The organism is Methylophilus aquaticus, assembly GCF_030769565.1.
Lineage (GTDB): Bacteria > Pseudomonadota > Gammaproteobacteria > Burkholderiales > Methylophilaceae > Methylophilus > Methylophilus aquaticus.
In genome coordinates this window covers 1-21412 of record NZ_JAVCAP010000014.1, presented here as the reverse complement: position 1 = coordinate 21412, position 21412 = coordinate 1, and the positions used below count along the sequence as shown (strand labels likewise).

18 protein-coding genes are annotated in these 21412 nt (G+C 50.1%); 11 read left to right on the top strand and 7 right to left on the bottom strand.

The window, feature by feature from the left end; genetic code table 11:
* Window positions 1–8: 8 nt before the first annotated feature.
* The 3 genes from Q9291_RS06615 to Q9291_RS06605 all read right to left on the bottom strand — a co-directional run bounded on the left by Q9291_RS06615 (window position 9) and on the right by Q9291_RS06605 (window position 2395).
* Window positions 9–1319 carry an aminopeptidase P N-terminal domain-containing protein gene (locus tag Q9291_RS06615; RefSeq protein ID WP_306389242.1) on the bottom strand — a complete coding sequence of 437 codons (1311 nt, stop codon included), beginning with the start codon at window positions 1317–1319 and terminating at the stop codon, window positions 9–11.
* An 82-nt stretch (window positions 1320–1401) separates the two neighbouring features.
* Window positions 1402–2178, bottom strand: a complete 777-nt coding sequence (locus Q9291_RS06610; RefSeq protein WP_306389241.1) for a DUF2927 domain-containing protein — start codon at window positions 2176–2178, stop codon at window positions 1402–1404.
* A complete protein-coding gene (locus Q9291_RS06605) occupies window positions 2171–2395 on the bottom strand; it encodes a DUF3820 family protein (protein ID WP_306389240.1) in 225 nt (74 codons plus the stop codon). The genes Q9291_RS06610 and Q9291_RS06605 overlap by 8 nt, the downstream gene beginning before the upstream one ends.
* A 157-nt stretch (window positions 2396–2552) precedes the next feature.
* Here Q9291_RS06605 and Q9291_RS06600 point away from each other — a divergent pair, with 157 nt between their 5' ends.
* Complete coding sequence (locus Q9291_RS06600; RefSeq protein WP_306389239.1) at window positions 2553–3596, top strand: GGDEF domain-containing protein; 1044 nt, start codon at window positions 2553–2555, stop codon at window positions 3594–3596.
* Window positions 3597–3615: 19 nt separating this feature from the next.
* On the opposite strand, the gene Q9291_RS06595 is transcribed toward Q9291_RS06600, so the two are convergent.
* Genes Q9291_RS06595 through Q9291_RS06585 form a run of 3 tightly spaced genes read right to left on the bottom strand, consistent with a single transcriptional unit; the run spans window position 3616 to window position 5722 of the window.
* Window positions 3616–4044, bottom strand: a complete 429-nt coding sequence (locus Q9291_RS06595; RefSeq protein ID WP_306389238.1) for a phosphate-starvation-inducible protein PsiE — start codon at window positions 4042–4044, stop codon at window positions 3616–3618.
* 29 nt (window positions 4045–4073) lie between these two features.
* The gene (murU, locus tag Q9291_RS06590) at window positions 4074–4745 is read right to left on the bottom strand and encodes an N-acetylmuramate alpha-1-phosphate uridylyltransferase MurU (RefSeq protein ID WP_306389237.1); all 672 of its coding nucleotides are present in this window, start codon (window positions 4743–4745) and stop codon (window positions 4074–4076) included.
* A gap of 2 nt (window positions 4746–4747) precedes the next feature.
* The gene (locus Q9291_RS06585; RefSeq protein WP_306389236.1) at window positions 4748–5722 is read right to left on the bottom strand and encodes an aminoglycoside phosphotransferase family protein; all 975 of its coding nucleotides are present in this window, start codon (window positions 5720–5722) and stop codon (window positions 4748–4750) included.
* Between the two features lie 251 nt (window positions 5723–5973).
* On the opposite strand from Q9291_RS06585, the gene Q9291_RS06580 reads away from it, so the two are divergent.
* From Q9291_RS06580 to adk, 5 genes are all read left to right on the top strand, one after another.
* Window positions 5974–8319 carry an LPS-assembly protein LptD gene (locus tag Q9291_RS06580; RefSeq protein ID WP_306389235.1) on the top strand — a complete coding sequence of 782 codons (2346 nt, stop codon included), beginning with the start codon at window positions 5974–5976 and terminating at the stop codon, window positions 8317–8319.
* Window positions 8316–9626 (top strand): peptidylprolyl isomerase, encoded by a 1311-nt coding sequence (locus tag Q9291_RS06575; protein WP_370530748.1) that lies wholly within the window; start codon window positions 8316–8318, stop codon window positions 9624–9626. The genes Q9291_RS06580 and Q9291_RS06575 overlap by 4 nt, the downstream gene beginning before the upstream one ends.
* Before the next feature lie 5 nt (window positions 9627–9631).
* Complete coding sequence (gene pdxA, locus Q9291_RS06570) at window positions 9632–10642, top strand: 4-hydroxythreonine-4-phosphate dehydrogenase PdxA (RefSeq protein ID WP_306389234.1); 1011 nt, start codon at window positions 9632–9634, stop codon at window positions 10640–10642.
* The gene (gene rsmA / locus Q9291_RS06565) at window positions 10639–11412 is read left to right on the top strand and encodes a 16S rRNA (adenine(1518)-N(6)/adenine(1519)-N(6))-dimethyltransferase RsmA (protein WP_306389233.1); all 774 of its coding nucleotides are present in this window, start codon (window positions 10639–10641) and stop codon (window positions 11410–11412) included. The genes pdxA and rsmA overlap by 4 nt, the downstream gene beginning before the upstream one ends.
* Window positions 11413–11492: 80 nt before the next feature.
* Entirely contained in the window at window positions 11493–12146 is a 654-nt protein-coding gene (adk, locus tag Q9291_RS06560; protein ID WP_306389232.1) for an adenylate kinase, read from the top strand.
* Window positions 12147–12225: 79 nt separating this feature from the next.
* On the opposite strand, the gene Q9291_RS06555 is transcribed toward adk, so the two are convergent.
* The gene (locus Q9291_RS06555; RefSeq protein ID WP_370530751.1) at window positions 12226–14358 is read right to left on the bottom strand and encodes a TonB-dependent receptor family protein; all 2133 of its coding nucleotides are present in this window, start codon (window positions 14356–14358) and stop codon (window positions 12226–12228) included.
* A 379-nt stretch (window positions 14359–14737) separates the two neighbouring features.
* Between Q9291_RS06555 and leuS the strand changes: the two genes are divergently transcribed.
* The 5 genes from leuS to nadD all read left to right on the top strand — a co-directional run bounded on the left by leuS (window position 14738) and on the right by nadD (window position 20947).
* Window positions 14738–17353 (top strand): leucine--tRNA ligase, encoded by a 2616-nt coding sequence (gene leuS / locus Q9291_RS06550; protein ID WP_306389230.1) that lies wholly within the window; start codon window positions 14738–14740, stop codon window positions 17351–17353.
* A gap of 24 nt (window positions 17354–17377) precedes the next feature.
* On the top strand, window positions 17378–17896 hold the full coding sequence (locus tag Q9291_RS06545; RefSeq protein WP_306389229.1) for an LPS-assembly lipoprotein LptE: 519 nt from the start codon (window positions 17378–17380) through the stop codon (window positions 17894–17896).
* Between the two features lie 5 nt (window positions 17897–17901).
* On the top strand, window positions 17902–18951 hold the full coding sequence (gene holA, locus Q9291_RS06540) for a DNA polymerase III subunit delta (RefSeq protein ID WP_306389228.1): 1050 nt from the start codon (window positions 17902–17904) through the stop codon (window positions 18949–18951).
* A gap of 20 nt (window positions 18952–18971) precedes the next feature.
* Window positions 18972–20228, top strand: coding sequence for a glutamate-5-semialdehyde dehydrogenase (locus tag Q9291_RS06535; RefSeq protein ID WP_306389227.1), 1257 nt, complete (start codon window positions 18972–18974; stop codon window positions 20226–20228).
* 77 nt (window positions 20229–20305) lie between these two features.
* The gene (gene nadD, locus Q9291_RS06530; protein WP_306389226.1) at window positions 20306–20947 is read left to right on the top strand and encodes a nicotinate-nucleotide adenylyltransferase; all 642 of its coding nucleotides are present in this window, start codon (window positions 20306–20308) and stop codon (window positions 20945–20947) included.
* Window positions 20948–21412 lie beyond the last annotated feature (465 nt).

Sequence of the window (21412 nt, the reverse complement as noted above, 5' to 3'; positions counted from 1 at the left end):
TTCTCTCTTCAGATTGTACGCATCAAAGCTTCGATATCTGCAACCGACTTGATGGCATCAGCGGTGATCACCTCAGCACCTTGTGCGGTCACCACCACATCATCTTCAATGCGAATACCAATGTTCCAAAAATGTTCGGGCACATTGGCAGATGGTCGCACGTAACAGCCGGGTTCAACAGTTAACACGTTGCCAGGTCGCAACATGACCCAATCGCCACCAGCCGTTTTATACTCCCCTGCATCATGCACATCCAGCCCCAGCCAATGTCCGGTACGGTGCATGTAAAACTGGCGGTAACTGCCACTTTCAAGCACGCCCTCGCGGCTACCCTGACATAAGCCATAATGAATAAAGCCATCTACCAGCACCGCCAAAGCGGCTTCATGCGGAGCATTCCAGTGATGCTCTGGACTTACATTTTCAATCGCAGCCAGTTGCGCCGCCAATACCAGTTCGTACAAATCCTTTTGTGCGCCACTGAAGTGACCGTTTACCGGGAAGGTACGCGTAATATCACTGGCATAACCATCCAGCTCGCAACCAGCATCAATCAATAACAAATCACCGGCGTTCAACTGCGCATTATTCGCGTTGTAATGCAAAGTACAGGCATTCGATCCACCTGCCACAATACTGGTATAAGCTGGCGCTTGCGCTCCATGGCGATAAAACGTATGTAAAAACTCAGCCTCTATTTCATACTCCCATTTGCCGGGCTGTACGCTGTGCATGGCCTGATTGTGCGCACTGGCAGCAATCCTGGCTGACTGTCGCATGATGTCAAGTTCGAAGTCGGATTTAAGCAGACGCAGACTGTCCAGGGGTTGACGCACATCAACCACAGCCGCTGGGGCTTGTATGCCTGCGCGTCCTTGGGCGCGCAACTGATTGAGCATGGCCAGCATTTTTGTATCCCAAACGGCATCTGCCCCCAGACTGAAAAAGAGCTTGGGCTGATTAGCCAGCAACTTGGGCAACTCCTCCTCAAGCTGCTTTATGGAAAAGGTCTGATCAAAACCAAACTCGGTTCTTGCGGCGTCCGGCCCAAAACGAAATCCGTCCCATATTTCACGTTCCAGATCTTTATCGCGGCAGAAAAGGATACTTTTATTTTCCTGACCAGCCACCAGCACCAGCAAGGCTTCAGGCTCTTTAAAACCCGTGAGGTAATAAAAATAACTGTCAAAACGGTAAGGGTAGTGACTGTCTCGATTACGAATCACTTCCGGCGCAGTCGGAATCACAGCGACCCCAGGCCCCATACGCGCCATCAATTGTTGACGGCGACAGGCAAATTCATTGATAGAGAAACTCAAGACAACCCCTCAAATAATTGGTGCATTTTAGCGTATTTGGTCTATGAATGCTGGAATGGTTCCTGACTTCACATCAAAGCATTCAGAAACCCATCATTTCATACAACGGCGACTGTCGCACCATTTTTTCAGCATTATCGATCTCACCGTCAGCCTGCCATTGCTGCAAAATATCAGCGAGTATGGGCCGCACCTGCCCGACACGCATACCCGACTTGATTTTTGGGGAGTACAGCATTTTCAGCAACAGAGCATCCAGTCCGGTGAGCAGAGTCTCTGGCGTTTTATCATTAAAAATGGAAGGGTAGACTTTGTCAGAGTCATTAGGCAGGCCCATGGCCTGTGTGGTTTCCTCCACAATACATGAAAGCAGCAATCGATGCTCCTGGGCATGATCTACAGGGATCACCACCCATGCACGCCGGATTGCCTTGCTTTCATCGAGATCGAGTCCAAACATGCAGGCGGCATCAGGAGGCGGCTTAAGCTTAAGGTTACCGCTAACCAAGGCGATATCGTTACGCCATAACTGCAAATAGCTAAACACGATGGTCATATTAGCCTCCGCAGCAGATGTCGCCATAGTGACCGGATGACCTGTAAGTTTTGCCAAATGCTCCAGATGATAGCGTGCCAATGTCGCATGCTCCTCTGCCTGGTCAACATGATGCACTAGCCACACTTTGACCGGCTTGCGCCATTTGCGTACAGTTTGTGGTGCAGACACGTATTCGCTTCTCAGTGCCACCTCCTCAAAAGCTTGCTGCAAATAGGCAATCTCTTGCCATGGTTCCGCAGACGAGGCAAGCGGTGGACAACACCCCCACCAGACGAATAGCCAAGCAATGTACTTAATCATGTGTGGATGTTTGCCGCAGCGGGTGTAGCAGTCCAGACAACCCATTGTGATCAATCTCCTGCATCAAATGCAGCAACCTGCCAAGTTCCCCCGGTGGAAAGCCTTCCCTCGCAAACCAGTTCAAATAATTTCCCGGCAAGTCAGCCAGCAAGCGACCCTTGTATCGGCCGAATGGCATGGTCATGCTGACTAGTTTCTGTAAATCAACTGGGTTCACCCAATTCTCCAATGAATATAAAACACAACTTATATGCAGTGTAGGTTCTGCATTTCATATCATTTTTTAACGCTACCCTTAATCATCCGGCAAATGCGCCGTTATTAGAAGCAGGTTTATATAAAAATTTTTAAAATCACCATTGAGAGATCACACGATGCAATATCAGGTCACTAAAGAGAAAAGTGCCGAATATCTTCGGCTGGCGGTCAACCATATGACCCAGCAGGATGCTGCGTTTCACCCAGTGAGCTATGCGGTATGGTACGAGTATGCTTCAGGCGAACATGCTAAATTGATTGAAGAGGTTGACGCTTTAATAGAAAAAGAAAAAAAGCTAAACGAAAAAAGTACAACACGCCTGTTTCAACATCATATTGCAAAGATTGATGATGCGGGTGCACAGGCAATTATTGACCGTTTTAGCCAGGTGATGACGGACATCAGCAGCTCGACTTCGAAAGCCGGAGAAGACACCACGCAATTTAAAAATGCACTGCAAAGCTGGTCAGACAAGATCCAACAACGCGACCATACCTCTGACCTTAATCTGCAAGCCATTCTTAATCAAACCTTGAATATGCAAGGCTCTATCAATAACTTACAATCAAAACTGGAGACCAGCGCTGAAGAAATGGTGCGTCTCAAAGACGAAATCACCAAAGCCAGACAGGAAGCCATTTCCGATGGGCTGACCGGACTAATCAATCGAAAAGGGTTTGATGCTGCGCTTGGGCAATGTTTATCCAGCTATGAACTTCAGTTAGATAATCTGCAAAAACCGCCATGCCTGTTGCTGGCAGACATAGACTACTTTAAAAAGATAAATGACAGCTACGGTCATTTATTTGGTGACAAAGTGATTAAAGCTGTTGCTCAGATATTGCAGTCCGCAGGTGCTGCACACCAAACCGCAGCCAGATATGGCGGCGAAGAATTTGTATTACTGTTACCTGAGACCAGTTTGGAAATTGCTGAAAAAATTGCAGAAGACATTCGTAAAAAAGTGGAGAAAATCACTATTAAAAACAGTGTTTCTCAAGCACAGATATCAAATATCACCATTTCATTAGGAGTGACCCCTTACCTGCATGGGGAATCTCCAGAATCATTTATCTCGCGCGCAGACCAGGCGTTGTATGCCTCAAAAGCTAAAGGCAGAAATCAGGTGACAGTCATTAGCAAAACTATGTCGGCATAAGTGCTTTTCTACCGGGCATTTAAAGTAAATCACGTTTCTGTTCTGGAATATCCTCATACGGAAATCTGGCATGTCCAAAGCGCATCGCCAGCACTGAAATTGCGAGAATAAAAATGGCTGATGACACGGCCAGCATATGGGTTTCGGTCATCTCTTTCATGTCGAGCAACAAATACCGCGCCAGCGCAACCATTGCGATGTAAATCGGATAACGCATCGGCAGCTTGCCTGAACCGAAGTAACTGTTGATCATGGAAAACACTTCCAGATATAAAAACAGCTGCAATAAATCGCCCAGCCCCACCATGCCGGCATGCCACATACGTGCCAGCTCGTGTGCCAATGAGAAAAAAGTGGCTACGGTGACCAGTGCAAGGCCCAGGCGCTCTATCCACATCAGGACATGATGCGCCAAACGGTCTGTACGATGTTCATAGGGTGGTTTCATAGCGTTCCCTGTTATTAAAATTAAGGCCATTAAGCCTGTTGTTTTTTCAGCGCAATATCCAGTTGCAGCAAGCGTTCCGGCGTACCAATATCATGCCATACCCCGTGATGATGCTGTCCACTGACGTGCCCGGTTTGCATGGCTTGCCGCAACAAAGGAGCCAGTTTGGCCGGTTCGCCTTTGGTGACGGATTCAAATAAGTGTGGATGATACACGCCCACACCTGAAAATGTCAGTTTGTGCCTGCCCTCGGCCTCGACCAGGCCATTGTGCAAACAAAAATCACCCTCGGGATGTTGAACAGGATTATCCACCAACACCAGATGAGCTAATTTGTCCTGTGTCAATTGCACGCTTGCATAGTCAATATCGGTATACACATCGCCATTAATCACCAGAAATGGCGCGCTGCCTAACAAGTGCAGAGCGTATGCAATCCCTCCCGCAGTTTCAAGCGCCACTTTTTCTGGACTGTACTGGATGGAAACGCCCCACTGCGTGCCATGCCCCAACGCCTCCTCGATTTGTACGCCGAGGTGCGCGTGATTGATCACCAGCTCAGTGATTCCTGCACGCGCAAGCTGCTCAATATGCCAGACAATCAGCGGCTTGCCACCTACCACCAGCAAAGGCTTGGGCGTATGGTCTGTCAGTGGACGCATACGCTCGCCACGCCCGGCTGCCAAGATCATGGCGCGCATGCTCAGGCCACCTTTTCCAGTTCGCGCAATAGCCTGAGAAAAGGACGCAACTCGACATACCGCTCACAGGCGGATTGCAAATATTGCATCACCAAAGGCATGTCTTTCAGGTAACCGTCCTTGCCATCCCGATGATACAAGCGCGCAAAAATCCCCAGTACTTTAATGTGCCGCTGCACACCCATCCACTCAAAATCTTTATAAAACTGACCAAAATCTGCATTGACCGGCAATCCGGCCTGTTTGGCCGCTTGCCAGTAACGGACTACCCAATCCATCAGGTCAGCTTCATCCCACTGAATATAGGCATCTTTAAACAGAGAAACCAGGTCATAAGTAATGGCACCGATCACTGCATCCTGAAAATCGAGTACCCCGGGATTGTGTTCGGCAGTCACCATTAAATTGCGCGAGTGATAATCACGATGCACTGTGACTTGTGGCTGTTGCAGAACATTATCGATCAGCAAGGAAAACGTTTTATCGATGACCGCCTGCTCCGCCACATTGAGCGTGCGCCCCAGGTGTTTTCCCACATACCACTCCGGAAAGAGTTGCAACTCGCGCATCAATAGCGCAGCATCATAAGGTGGCAGGCAGTTCTCCGCCTGCGTCGCAAGCTGCATCTTGATCAAAGCCTGGCAGGCATCACCATACAGTGACTTGGCATTTTCCGGCGTCAGTTGGGAGAGGTAAGTATCATTGCCTAGATCACTTAACAGTAAAAAGCCCTGTTCCAGCTCCTGCGCAATCACTTGAGGCACATTGACCCCTGCTGCAAGCAGCAACCCTGCGACCTTCACAAATGGGCGGCAATCTTCTTGCGGAGGCGGTGCATCCATGGCAATAAGTGTTTCATTGCCTACATGCACGCGAAAATAACGCCGGAAACTGGCATCCGCCGATGCTGTTGTCAAGGTAAATGGTTTTGCAACTACGGTTGCCAGCCACTGTTCTAGTTGATGCTTTCTATCCACAAAAATCCCGACTCATTGAATTAAGACTAACGACCATGAATACTTAACTGTTAAAATGCGACTCACATTTTAAGTGAAAAATGACTTTTTAGCCGTTTTCATGAATAATATACTGCACTTAAAAAATGTTGGTCAGGCTGGTTGCCTGATGGTAGGAAAGCACTGGCGTCGCCTCTTGGCAGGTGGTTCTGAAATCAATTATTCATAATACTAACTTGCAAGCATCTTCATCCACTTTTCAAGATCGGGGTATGTGCCTGATTCTGGCAGTTATTGCTACCAGCATGCTCGGGGCAACGTCTGTGCGTGCAGACGAACCGCCCACAGTTATTGAAACCCCTATTATGGTCGCTGAAACAGCCGTATTGCCCGGTGCCATCGAAATCGAAGGAGATACACTGCAGCTGCGCATCGACCGTCAGTTACGCGCAACAGGCAACGCCATTATCCGGAAAGACAATCAGAAAATCACTGGCGATGACATTCGTTATGATATGCAAAACGACGAATTGCAGGTGGATGGCAATGCAGTAATTACCATGGGGCAAGCCAAGATTACCGGACCTATGTTGCGTATGCGCCTGAGCGAAAGCATAGGTGAAATGCGCGACGTTTCAATCGAGTTCAAGAGTGCACCGCCCCCTCCCAGTGATCAGGACAAGAGCCCGCTCTTAAGCGATGAAGCCATTTTAATCAGCGACCCCAAACGCTATCTCGACGACAGCCTGGCATCAGGCACTGAGAATAAACAATCTAATTTTGACAATATCAGAATTTCAGCCAAACAAGTGCTGTTTGAAGGGCAAGACGTAAAACGGCTTTCCAAAGCCAGCTACACTTCTTGTCCCGCCAACTCTGATGACTGGTACATTAAAGCCAATGATCTTGAGCTCAATGACTATACACGTACTGGCGATGCAACCAATGCCTATATTCAGTTCAAGGGCGTTCCAATTTTATATACCCCCTGGATGAGTTTCTCGTATAACAATCAGCGCAAAAGCGGTTTGCTTGCACCGCTGATGGGAACGACTTCACGCAGCGGCTTCGAATTATTGACGCCTTATTACATCAATATTAGCCCGGACATGGATGCAACAATTGCTACTCGCATTTTAAGCAAACGCGGCCTGCAGCTTCAAGGCGAATTCCGCTACCTTGGTGAAAATTACTCTGGCATTAACAACTTCGAATATCTCGACAAGGATAGTACAACCGAAGAAACACGCTACTACGCAAAGCTGGCGCACACCCAACAGTTCAGTGACCATTGGTCTGGTGGCTACAACCTCGAAAAAGTTTCCGATGATAAGTATTTCTCTGAAATGGCTACCAGAATTGTAGTGACCTCACGCGTAAATTTGCCACAAACCGCATTTCTGAATTATCACGATGAGCATCTGACGTTCAACGGAACCGTACAACGATACCAAAACCTGGACAATGTTTCTTTTGTGTACCAGCGCCTACCACAGTTAACCATGACGTACAACAACGAGTGGAAAGGATTTACCACGCAAACCACCAGCCAATTCGTGTACTTTGACAGCATGAAAGAGGCTGGCACCTTACCGACAGGGTCGCGATTCAGCTTGTATCCATCGGTGTCCTATCCGGTCAATACTTCTTTTGGCTATATCACACCCAAGATAGGTGTGCATACCATTCAATACAACTTAAATGACAACAGACCGGTCGGTTACAATAACGAATACAATTCGTTGCAAAGAACGCTGCCGATCGTTAGCCTTGATTCCGGAATGTACTTTGATCGAGAGTCCACTCTGTTCGATACAAAATATACGAACACACTTGAACCTCGTGTTTATTACTTATATGTGCCTTACAAAGACCAAAGCAAGTTTCCAATTTTTGATACTGCGTTGGCAACACTGAATCAAAACTCGATTTTCAATGAAAACCAGTTTAATGGTGATGACAGATTCAGCAATGCAAACCAGGTCACGCTGGCAATGACAAGCCGATTCATTGATAGCGAGACAGGAATTGAACGATTGAGCACAACGTTGGGGCAGCGCTTCTACTTTGACGACTTGCAAGTATCGCTACCTAACACCAGTTTAAACAACAGGAAGTCTTCAGATATTTTGGCAGGATTTACCGCCAGACTTTCCAGCCGTCTGAATCTGGATACCTTCTGGCAATACGATCCCGACCGTAGCAATATGGAACGAAACAACTTTTTGCTGCGTTACAATCCCGAGCCAGGAAAATCATTGAATTTTGGCTATCGCTACACCGCGAACACATTGGAACAATTAGATGTTTCGGGCCAATGGCCGCTGGGCAACCGCTGGTATGGTATCGGCAGGCTAAATTACTCTATTCGGGATAACAATGCTGTACAGTCGCTGGCTGGTTTGGAGTATGACGCAGGCTGCTGGCAAGGTCGCGCAGTAATGCAACGTGTCCAAACGGCAACCGCCAATGCGAACTATGCGATGTTTTTCCAACTCGAATTAGGTGGCTTGACCTCGATTGGTGCCAATCCACTCAATATTGTCAAACGAAACATCCCCACTTACATGCGAACTAATGACATTCCGGGGATTTACAGAGAACAGAACGTAGAATGATGAATTACTTATCTAGAACAACGCTGGCAGGTGTGCTTTTGACAACCTTGTCAGTCAATCTGATGGCCGCCGAAAAAGCCGCTATTGAAAAAATGGATCGGATTATTGCGGTGGTCGATCAATCAGTCATCACCGAACGCGAACTGACTGATCGCACTGAAGCGATTAAAGCCCAAATGCTAAAAAAAGGCGCCGAAGTCCCGCCTCAGGATATCTTGCAAAAACAAATTCTGGAGCGCCTGATTGTAGACAGTCTGCAATTGCAGCTGGCAGGGCAAACAGGGATTAAGATCGATGATGCGCAACTGGATAAAACCATAGAACGGATTGCTGAACAAAACAATCTGACTATGCCAGCTTTCAAAAAAGCATTGCAAGATGACGGTACTAATTTCTACAAATTCCGTGAAGATATTCGCAATGACATTATCATCGCGCGTCTGCGCGAACGTGAGGTAGATAATAAAGTTAATATTTCGGAAGCCGAAATTGACAACTATCTGACATCGCAAGAAAGCCAAGGTGATCTCGATGAGTTTAATATGTCGCAGATTTTAATTCGCTTGCCTGAAGACAGTTCACCTGAAGATATTCAAAAAGCCAGAGCGCGTACAGAGCAAGTCATTAAAGCTTTGTCAGAAGGGATGACTTTTGAACAGGCCTCAGCGAGCTTTTCTGATGCGCCCAATGCACTGGAAGGCGGAAGCCTGGGCTGGCGTAGTGGCCAGCAAATGCCTGCCCAGTTTCTGGAAATCATCAAAACTGTCGAGGCGGGTGGCGTGACCAGACCTATCCGCAGCGGAAGTGGCGTGCATATCCTTAAGTTAAATGATCGACGTGCCAGCAATAACTCCATGATTGTGGATCAAACGCATGTGCGCCACATCTTGTTAAAACCCAATGAAATTTTGTCGGATAAAGAAGCCAGGCAAAAAATTGACGGCATTAAAGAACGGCTTGATCATGGCACCGCATTTGAAGACATGGCTCGTCAATACTCGGATGACGGCAGCGCTTCCAGTGGCGGCGATCTGGGCTGGTTAAATCCTGGTGATACCGTGCCAGTGTTTGAAAAAGCCATGAGCGAACTTGCCATCAACGAAATCAGTGCACCGATACGCAGTCAATTTGGCTGGCATATTATTCAGGTGCTGGAACGCCGCAAGCAGGATATGTCCAAAGAGTCCAAACGCCTGAAAGCGCGTCAGGAGATCCGTGCGCGCAAGGCTGAAGAAGCCTACAACGACTGGATACGCGAAATGCGCGATAAAGCCTTTGTCGAACTGCGTCTGGAAGACAAGTTCTAAACAGCATGTCCAGCCTGCCATGTATTGCCATCACTTCAGGTGAGCCTGCTGGTATTGGCCTCGATGTCTGTGTCAAACTGGCTTTTCAGGCACTGCCTGCCGGGCTGGTGGTGTTGGCAGATATTGCCGCATTGCATACCCGTGCTGCGCAATTGGGCTTGTCACTTAAAACCTATGCCTTTGCAGAGCGACCCCAGGCACACACCGGTGATGGCAGATTGTGTGTGCTTGATGTTCATGTACCCGCGCCCGTCGTTGCGGGGACACTCAATGCCAAAAACAGCGCTTATGTATTAAACATGCTCGATATTGCACGAGAAGGTTGTCAAACTGGCAGATTTGATGCCATGGTCACGGCCCCCGTGCATAAAGGCATTATCAACGACGCAGGCATTGCCTTTACCGGCCATACCGAATATCTGGCGGAAACGACCCACACCCCGCAAGTGGTAATGATGCTGACGGGCGGTGGCATGCGTGTTGCACTGGCAACCACCCACATTCCGCTCACGCAAGTCAGTTCCGCCATTACGCAGGCATCGCTGACCAGCACGCTGCACATTTTGCATCATGACCTCATACACAAGTTTGGCATTGAAAAACCGCGCATTTACGTTGCCGGCCTTAATCCGCATGCAGGTGAAAACGGCTATCTGGGGGATGAGGAGATTAAAACAATTAATCCGGTGCTGAATGCCTTACGGTCAGAAGGTATGGATTTGGTCGGCGCACTGCCGGCCGACACCCTGTTCTCGCAGAAAAACCTCGCACAAGCCGATGCCTTTCTCGCCATGTACCATGATCAGGGCTTGACCGTCCTCAAACATGCGAGTTTTGGCGAGGGCGTCAATGTCACACTCGGTTTACCCATTACTCGCACCTCGGTGGATCACGGGACCGCACTGGATATTGCCGGGAGCGGCAACGCCGATATCGGCAGCCTGCTCTCCGCTATCCACCTGGCCATTGAAATCGCACACAAGCAGACCAACTCGCAGACACCTAAGCACGCATGAAACATCAAGCAAAAAAACGGTTTGGACAAAACTTCCTGACCGATCAAGCCATTATTCAGAGTTTGATCACCGCAATCCATCCAAACACAGAAGACCTGATGGTTGAAATTGGCCCGGGCCTGGGCGCTATGACGCAACCGCTGATCCGGCATCTTGACCATTTGCACGTAGTTGAAATCGACCGCGACATCATCCAGTGGATGCAAGGCTTTTACCCTGCCGGAAAAATCACCATACATAACTCCGACGTCTTGAAATTTGATTTCGGGCTGATTGGGCCCCGTATCCGCGTCGTAGGTAATTTGCCTTACAACATTTCCAGCCCAATTCTATTCAAATTACTGGAAAACACGGCCCAAATCATAGACATGCACTTCATGCTGCAAAAAGAAGTGGTCGAGCGCATGGTGGCGCAACCCTCCACACCTGAATACGGACGCCTGTCTGTCATGCTGCAATACCGCCTGCAGATGGAGTATCTGATTACCGTGCCGCCAGAAGCCTTTGACCCGGCCCCCAAAGTGGAGTCTGCCTTTGTCAGATGCATCCCTTACGAGACGCTTCCCTACCCTGCAACTGATGAGGCACTATTTGCCAAAGTAGTCACAGCCGCCTTTGGTCAACGTCGCAAAACCTTGCGCAATACGCTGAAAGGCCTGCTGGATGACGCCGGATTCACAGCGCTGGGGATCAACCCGCAACTGCGGGCCGAGAATCTGGGCGTGGCTGAATTTGTCGACATCAGCAACTTTATCGCGGCGGCCAGTTAATCTGCCCTCATTCAGCTAGGTCAGCCATTTTTAGCCTGATATAATGCACTTTTTTCAAAAACCAATGTTTGGAGCATGACATGCGTTTGATTCTGCTGGGCGCGCCAGGAGCCGGTAAAGGCACCCAGGCCACTTTCATCAAAGAAAAATTCAACATTCCGCAAATTTCTACCGGTGACATGTTGCGTGCAGCGGTCAAAGCTGGCACCCAGCTGGGCTTGGAAGCGAAAAAATTTATGGATGCAGGCGGCCTGGTGCCAGACGAAGTAATTATTGGTCTAGTGAAAGAGCGGATCAAAGACGCCGATTGCACCAACGGCTTCCTGTTTGATGGCTTTCCACGCACCATTCCGCAGGCCGAAGCGATGAAAAACGCAGGCGTAGCGATTGATTACGTGGTGGAAATTGACGTGCCGGATGAGGCGATTGTCGAGCGCATGAGTGGCCGCCGCAGCCATCCTGCTTCTGGCCGTACTTACCATGTCAAATTTAACCCGCCCAAAGTGGCCGGTAAAGATGACTTGACTGGTGAAGAACTGGTACAACGAGATGATGACAAGGAAGAGGTCGTGTTGAAACGTTTGCAGGTTTACCATGACCAAACCGAACAACTCATCGGCTACTATTCAGGCTGGGCCAACTCCGGCACCGGTGGCGCACCCAAATATGTCAAAGTGAACGGCCTGGGCGAACTGAATGTGATCAAAGAAGAAATTTTTGCGGCATTGAAATAACAGCAATACTGTATCGTCTTAAACACACAGCCCGCAATTGCGGGCTGTGTGTTTTTTATTTGTCGTGCTCAAGCGTGGCTTAGAAGTCGTAACGAATCCCGGCAAACACCTGACGCTGACGCCCTGCTACCATCCCGTCCACGCGGCTGGCGAGATACTCCCGGTCTCCCAGGTTGTAGGCACTCGCAAAGTAGGTCAGCTGGCTACCTACAGGCTTATAGTTGACCGTTGCGTTAATCAGCGCATAGGCGGGAATATCACCTGTGACGCCGCGCAATACGTTTGCACTGCTTCTGCCGTCTCTAAACGCGACATCTTCTTCCTGTTCGCTGACATAATCGACACCAATACGCGCATCCAACCCAATGGGGTGCTGGTATCCAACATTCAGTGAAGCAAGGTGTTTGGGCGCATATGGTAATCGGTCACCACTTTGGATGCTGGCGCCAGCATTGGTCTTCTTAAACTCAGCAGTAAACAGATTCGTGTATGAGCCAGAAATGTAGAAGTTATGAGAGGTGTTATAAATCCTGCCAAAATCAACGCGGCCTGCAAACTCAATACCACTGTGTTCAGACTTACCGCCATTAATGAAAGTACCTGTTGTTAACCCATTGACAACGATGTCGTCAAAAACAGTGTGAAACAGTGTAGTTTCAAGACTGACGCCATTAAAATATTGCGAGCGCATTCCAAGTTCCCAGTTGGTGCTCTCTTCTGGCCTGGTGTTTACCACAACCGCAGTATTCGCCCCACCTGGCGCATTAATATCCCGGTCTGGGCGTGGCGGTGCAAATCCCTTGTGCACCCCGGCAAACAATGTTGTGTTTTCAATACCATTCCAGGTCAAGCCAAACCCGGGCAGCACCTTCGTTTGATTATTCGTTGCCTTAGATTCAGGATTGTTTTGCGCAGCCCCTTCAGCGCGACGAATATCGGTTTTAATACGCAGATCCTCTACGCGCAGCCCAGGCGTAAACGTCCAATCACCGACATAAAATGTATTCTGGGCATAATAGGATTTGGCTTCCACATTGGTATGAATCTGCTCGCGGTGATCGCCAAAGGCTTCGGCATATGCCTGACTCTGAATTCTTGGATCACTGCCACGATACTGGTTGCGCGCAATATCCTCGCGATGGTAACGAAAACCAACGACTGCGTTACTTTCAATCCCGAACAAGCTGTGCTGCAGATCCAAACGTGGTTCAATGCCCCAATATTCGTACTCACGTGGACGCCAGCGACCACCACATTGCTCTGCATTGGCTTCAGTTGCAACGCCTAAACCGGTACATCGATCCATCACCGAACGCCCACCCAGCGTGCCTGGATCATTAATTTGACGGAATGAAGCGCGGTCAGACTTTGCATAATACGCCTGTGTGCTTAACTTGACCTGGTTGTTAATCTGAAACAAGTGCTGTAGTTGAAATGTTTTTCTCTCATGTTCAAATACATCATTCTTGCCAGTGGGCGCCTGATATTTATCCTCGTGATACTCCACCAGGCCCAGCCCTGTTTCTGACACATGGGAATCCTCGCGGAAGTAGCTGGCCTTGGCAATCAGGGTATGCCGGTCAGACAGGTTCAACTGCCCCTTGGCGGTGTATTCCTGAATCTCAAAATCATGGTTGTCACGAATGCCATCGCCTTTTTTATGCAAGGCATCAATCATCAAGCCACCACGCTCGTCACCGGCACCAATATTGCCGTACAAACTGGTGAAATCATTATTACCCAGCATGGCGGAGGCTGTGCCGTGCACCTTGCCGTCATTGGGTACCGGACGCGTGACAAAGTTAATCATGCCACCTACTGTTTGCGGGCCATATAAAATCTGGCCCGAGCCCTTGACCACTTCAATCCGCTGCACACGTTCAAGCGGGGTGGTGTAATGTGCAGCCGGGTCACCATAAGGCGCCAGAAACAGCGGCATGCCATCTTCCATCAACAAAGTTCGCGAGGTTCGCCGTGGGTTCAAGCCACGCACACCGATGTTTACACCCAGACCAAAGGTGTTTTCACTGACTACGTTGATACCCGGCACAGTATTCAGCGCCTCCTGAATTGAAAAGGGACGCCGCTCATTGAGTTGTTTCTCGTCCACGACAAAATAGGCGCCCGGCACCGACTCCAGCCGATCCGGCAAAATGCCTTTCACTTCAATCGCATCGACCTTCACCGTACTCTTCTTTTTCTCTTCGTCCATTTCTGCCAGTACAAATCCGGCATTGGCCTGTAACGAGATCGCAGTCGCAATCACAATCATGTTTTTTTTGGGTTTTCGCATATTCTATATCCTGATAAATGCTATTGGCGTAACTCACCATTGCAACCTCCATGCCAGAATATCGCGATAATCATTAACATAATGATTTATTTATATAAATTGTTATGATGACAATTTAGCAATCAGGCTGGCCAGAGCGACGGCTGGTTGATAAGCTGCAATTCACAACCAATGTGCGTGATATCAACCAGCACCACGTCATTAGGTGCTAAAAATCTCAGCACCGAAGCCTAGTCCGGACAATGCACAGAAGCTTCTCAGGTATAATTGGTTTTTTTATCACCAAGTCATTTTCAACATGCAACAGCAGTATCCATTTAAAGAAGTCGAACAACAGGCACAACAACATTGGGAAGCCAAACAAAGCTTTCAAGCCAAAGCTGAGAGCAGCAAACCCAAGTACTACTGTTTATCGATGTTCCCCTACCCAAGTGGCAAACTGCATATGGGGCATGTGCGTAACTACACAATCGGCGATGTGCTCAGCCGTTATCACCACATGAAAGGCTACAACGTGCTGCAGCCCATGGGTTGGGATGCGTTTGGCCTGCCTGCCGAAAATGCGGCGATTCAAAACAGCGTGCCACCTGCGCAATGGACCTATGACAATATTGCCTACATGCGCAAGCAACTGAAGTCACTGGGCTTTGCCATCGACTGGTCGCGTGAACTGGCCACCTGCCAGCCGGAATACTACAAATGGAACCAGTGGCTTTTTTTACGCATGCTGGAAAAAGGCATTGCCTACAAAAAAACCCAGGTAGTGAACTGGGACCCGGTGGATCAAACCGTATTGGCCAATGAACAAGTCATTGATGGCCGTGGCTGGCGCACTGGCACGCTGGTTGAAAAGCGCGAGATTCCTGGTTACTACCTGAACATTACCGGCTATGCCCAGCAACTGCTGGATGATCTGGATAAGCTGCCAGGCTGGCCAGAACGCGTGAAAACTATGCAGGCCAACTGGATAGGCAAAAGCACAGGCGTGCGTTTTGCGTTTACCCACGAGATTAAAAACAGCGCTGGTACACTGATTGACGAAGGCAAACTGTGGGTATTTACCACGCGCGCCGACACCATCATGGGCGTGACCTTCTGTGCAGTGGCTGCCGAACACCCGCTGGCCACCCATGCTGCCCAGGGCAACCCTGCCTTGCAGGCGTTTATCGAGAAATGCAAACAAGGCTCGGTCATGGAAGCCGATATGGCCACCATGGAAAAAGAAGGTATGGATACCGGCCTGACCGTTGCACACCCACTGACTGGCGAACAAGTGCCTGTATGGGTGGGCAACTATGTGCTGATGACCTACGGCGAAGGGGCCGTCATGGCCGTGCCGGCGCATGACGAGCGCGATTTTGGCTTTGCCAAAAAATACAATCTGCCGATCAAACAAGTCATCAGCGTGCTCGACCAAAGCTTTGATCTCGCAAGATGGCAGGAGTGGTACGGCGACAAAAGCAAAGGCGTATGTATTTTTTCCGGAAAATATAACGATCTGAACTACTCGCAAGCTGTGGAGGCTGTTGCAGCTGACCTCGAAGCCAAAGCATTGGGTGGCCAACAAACCAACTGGCGCCTGCGTGACTGGGGCGTTTCCCGCCAGCGTTACTGGGGCTGCCCGATTCCGATCATTCACTGCGACGATTGTGGCGATGTGCCAGTCCCTGATGATCAGCTTCCGGTCAAATTACCAGAAGACTGTGTGCCAGATGGTTCCGGCAATCCACTGAACAAGCTGGAAAGCTTTGTGAACTGCACTTGCCCAAGCTGCGGCAAACCTGCCAAACGCGAAACCGACACCATGGATACCTTTGTCGATTCCAGCTGGTATTACGCACGTTACGCCTCCGGCTTCAGCGCCGATAGCATGGTCGATGCGCAAACCAACCACTGGATGCCTGTAGACCAGTACATTGGCGGCATCGAGCACGCTATTCTGCACCTGCTGTACTCACGTTTCTGGAGCAAGGTCATGCGCGACATGGGTCTCGTCAATTATGACGAGCCATTTGCCAACCTGCTGACACAAGGCATGGTGCTGAACCATATTTTCTCTCGCCGTACGGCCAAAGGCGGCATTGAGTATTTTGCACCTGAAGAAGTTGAACTGGTACAGGACAGCAACGGCAAGGTCACCGGTGCCAAGCTGTTAAAAGATGACTCAGCCATTGAGTATCAGGGCATCGGCACCATGTCCAAGTCCAAACGTAACGGCGTTGACCCGCAATCGCTGATTGAACAATACGGTGCAGATACCGCACGCTTTTTCATGATGTTTGCGGCACCGCCTGAGCAAACACTCGAATGGTCAGACAGTGGCGTCGAAGGCTCGCATCGCTTTCTTAAACGGGTATGGAATTTTGGTGTGACACTCTCGGAAAGCAAAGCCAGCGACATGCCGACCAAACTCAATGGCGAGCTGGCAAACCATAGACGTGAAATTCATACAGTTTTGAAGCAAGCCAATGTGGATCTGGCCAAATTGCAATTCAACACCGTCGCTTCTGCCTGCATGAAAATACTCAACACACTCGAAAAAGTGCTCAAAGAAGCTGAAGCCAACTGGCAAGCCGTGGCTTTTGAGGGTTATTCGATTCTATTACGGGTACTGTCCCCTATCGCACCGCATATTGCGCAGACCGTCTGGAAAGAACTCAATCTGGGTGAAGATATCCTCACGGCCAAATGGCCTGAGCCAGCCACCTCGGCGCTGGTGCAAGATGAAGTGGAATATGTGGTGCAGGTCAATGGCAAGCTGCGCGGCAGCATCAGCATCCCCAAAAGCATGGCCAAAGAACAAATTGAAGCGACGGCGGTCAATCAGGACTTCGTACAGAAGTTTTTGAATGAAGGCAGCGTGAAAAAAATCATCGTGGTGCCAAACAAACTGATTAATATTGTGGTCGCATAATCACACGCGCGCGAAAGGACGAACATGTTGCAACAGCCTCTCAGAACATTTGGGTTTAATACCCTTCTACATCAATGTGGATGGCTGATTTTAATTGCAGTATTAACGTCCTGCGGCTTTCACTTGCGTCAGCCCGCGCCCATTGTGTTCAAAACCGTACAACTCACCGGCAGCAGCCTGGTGATGCCTGCTTTACGCAAAAGCCTGACCAGTCAGGGCATTAAACTGGTAGAAAACAGCGAAGAGGCTGAATTACGGGTTGAACTGCTGAAAGACGAGAACGAAAAACGTATTCTTTCATTGAGCGGTACCGGTGTGGTGCGAGAGTACGAACTCTATTATCGCGTGCATTTCCGCACCAAAATTGCCAGTGATGCCACTTGGGCACTTCCGATGGTGATGGAAGCCCGACGCGACTATACCTATAACGACTCCAGCCTGCTGGCCAAACAAGCGGAAGAAAAGCGCCTGACAGAGGGCATGCAGACCGACGTGCTCAATGGCATTATGCGTCGACTGTCTGCCCTCAAAAAAGCAGAATAGACGCTATGCGCATACAGGCCGCGCAACTTGCACAGTACCTGCCGCCCAAACAGCAGTTGTTTATTCTGGCAGGTGATGAGCCGCTCTCCATCACCGAATCTCTCGACCAGATTCGTGCTGCCGCGCGCCAGCAAGGCGCACAGGAAAGGGCAAGCTTTACCGTAGAGCGCTACTTTAACTGGCAGCAAATTAGCCAGTTTCTGCAAAGTTTTTCACTGTTTGCTGAAAAACGCATCCTCGAAATCAATATCCCGACCGGCAAACCGGGGGTGGATGGTGCAAAAGCCCTGCAACAACTGGCTACACACCCTGTAGAAGACACCACCATCATCATCACCCTGCCCGCCCCTGACCGCGACATGACCAACAGTGGCTGGTATGAGGCGCTCTCACAACAGGGCGTGTTACTGGTACAGAATCAGGTACCGCTGGCACAGCTGCCAGACTGGATCGGCCAACGTCTGGCCTTGCAACAGCAATCTGCGGATGAAAGCTCCCGCCGCTTCATCGCCGAGCAAGTAGAAGGCAATTTGCTGGCCGCCCATCAGGAAATCCAGAAACTGGGCCTGCTCTATCCAGCCGGCGCATTATCCGACGAAGCCATCCGTCAATGCGTACTCAATGTGGCCCGTTTTGACGTCTCGCAACTGGGTGAAGCCATGCTGCAAGGTGACCCGGCCCGTACCTTGCGCATTATCGAAGGCCTGCGCGAAGAAGGCGAAACGGCTGTCGCCGTCATGAATCCCCTGATCTGGTTGTTCCGCCCCCTGCTGCAAGTCAGGTTAGCCATGCAACAGGGCCAATCTGCGCAAACCGCCATGACACAGGCGCGCCTGTTTGGTGACCGCCAGGTACTGGTCAAACGCGCATTGGACCTGCTGCCGCATAAACCGGTCGAAGCCGCCGTGCAAAAACTGGCGGAGATTGACCGTATCGCCAAAGGCGTGGGTCAGGGGGATGCCTGGCTAGAACTTTCACGCCTGAGTACAGGCATTGCACGTATTGCCGCCAACCGCAAAACGGGGCAACACAGGTCAGCGAATCGGGCGCGTTAAATCTGGGTTAAAATAACACCATGGACATCAAACACTACATGCAACAACTGGGGGAACAGGCCAGAGCCGCTTCCCGCCTGATGGCAAAAGCCGACACCAACACCAAAAACGAGGCGCTGCGCAATATCGCCGCCCTCATCCGCCAGCACGAAAAAGCCCTGCTTGCCGCCAACCAGCAAGATCTGGACGCCGCCAAAGCCAATGGCATGGAAGCCGCCATGCTGGACCGGCTCGCACTGAGTGCCAAATCGGTGGCGACAATGGCAGAGGGCTTGGAGCAAATCGCCAGCCTGCCAGACCCGATTGGCGAAATGAGCAACTTCAAATACCGCCCTTCCGGCATCCAGATTGGCCAGATGCGCGTGCCTTTGGGCGTGATCGGCATTATTTACGAGGCCCGGCCAAACGTGACCGTCGATGCCGCAGGCTTGTGCATCAAGTCCGGCAATGCCTGCATCCTGCGTGGCGGCTCTGAAGCCATTCATTGCAACCAGGCACTGGCCAAGCTGGTGCATCAGGGCCTGCAACAAGCCGGCCTGCCACAGTCTGCCGTGCTGGTGGTGGAAACCACAGACCGCGCCGCCGTGGGCGAACTGATCACCATGAAGCACTATGTGGACGTCATCGTGCCACGCGGTGGCAAAGGCCTGATCGAACGTATCAGCAACGAGGCACGCATTCCGGTCATCAAGCACCTCGATGGAAATTGCCATGTCTATGTGGATGATGAAGCCGATTTGGACAAAGCCGTGCGCATACTCGAAAACGCCAAAACCCAGCGTCTGGGCACATGCAACACTGCCGAGTCATTGCTGGTCGCGCGCAGCATTGCCAATACAGCGCTGCCTAAACTGGCCGACATGCTGACCGCCAAAGGCATTGAAATCCGTGGCTGCGACGAAACACGTGCCCTTGTGCCACAAGCCATTGCCGCGACGGAAGAGGATTACTACACCGAATACCTGGCCGCCATTATCTCGTGCAAGGTGGTGAGTGGCGTCGATGAAGCCATTGAGCATATCAATAAACACTCCAGCCAGCACACTGAAGCCATTGTGACGGAAAACTACACCAAAGCCCGCCAGTTCCTGCGCGAGGTGGATTCCAGCAGCGTGATGGTCAATGCCTCCACCCGCTTTGCCGATGGCTTTGAATACGGCTTTGGTGCTGAAATTGGCATTTCCACCGACAAACTGCACGCACGCGGCCCGGTGGGTCTGGAAGGTCTCACTTCATTGAAATATGTGGTTTTAGGTGACGGCCACGTACGCGCTTAATAAAGAGAGCGTTCGCGCGGGTACAGCGCGTTTGCGAGCACCTCGCAACACGGCGATGTGCCCAAAGAATGGCTGAAATGGAAATCATTGGCATTTTTGGCGGCACCTTTAATCCCATCCACAACGGACACCTTGCGCTTGCACACACCGTATTAGAAACCCTGCACTGTACGCAAATCCGCTTTATTCCCGCAGCACTGCCGCCACACAAAACAACCCCAACCGTTTCCGCCCAACATCGCGCAGCCATGGTGCAACTGGCCATCCAGGGCCACGCCAACTTTGTGCTGGATACCTGCGAACTTGAACGCTATGGCGCGTCCTATACCGTTGAAACACTGCTGCATCAGCGCCAACAGTTCCCGGATGCGGCTTTATGCCTGATGATGGGCCAGGATAGCTACCAAAAGCTACCGACTTGGCACCGCTGGCTAGAGTTACTGGATTACTGTCATCTGGTGGTTGTACACCGCGCAGAGAGTGAGCACAACTTAACTCTGCATACTGCGCACCAGGGTAAATTCATAGACATGACAAAAGCACCCAACGCGTTTGCAGCAGCACACAATGGCTTGATCAGCTTTTTACCCATCACACCACCAGATATTTCCTCTACCCGCATGCGTGCGCAATTGCGCCATGCCGACGACATCGTACACAATGAAATACCGCCTCAGGTATTACATTTCATCCAAGAAAACCTTCTGTATCAAAGCTAAGCGATGGCGCATTGGTCGTGCTGGTTGCCTAGCTTGCCTTGACCAGCATACTAGCGCGCCGCATGCAGTTTTTTGTAGCTATCGACCAGGCGATGATGTCTGCCCACTATGCCAGCCCTTCCCGTGAAGTCATCGAACTTGGCTTCAAGACTTAGCTTATCGATAAAGTTGGCTTTGATTTCCATGGGGAGAATTTCAAAAATGACGTATCAAACCAAGGCTGTCATTATCGCCACCAATAGACAGCCTACCTAATAAAACAGCAGCGTAAATTGTTTAGCTTGCTGAAAGTTCGGGTAAGTGGACTAATCTAATTCAGCACCACATAGATGAAGCCTTGCTACTTTTCAAGACCTGATAATCATCTAGCAAGCCCATGATGCGGTCTCCGAGACCAAGCTGTATTCTTAAGTTTCGCAAGCTTAAAACAGCTCAACCAAGGAGACCTAAATGGAACTGTACGCG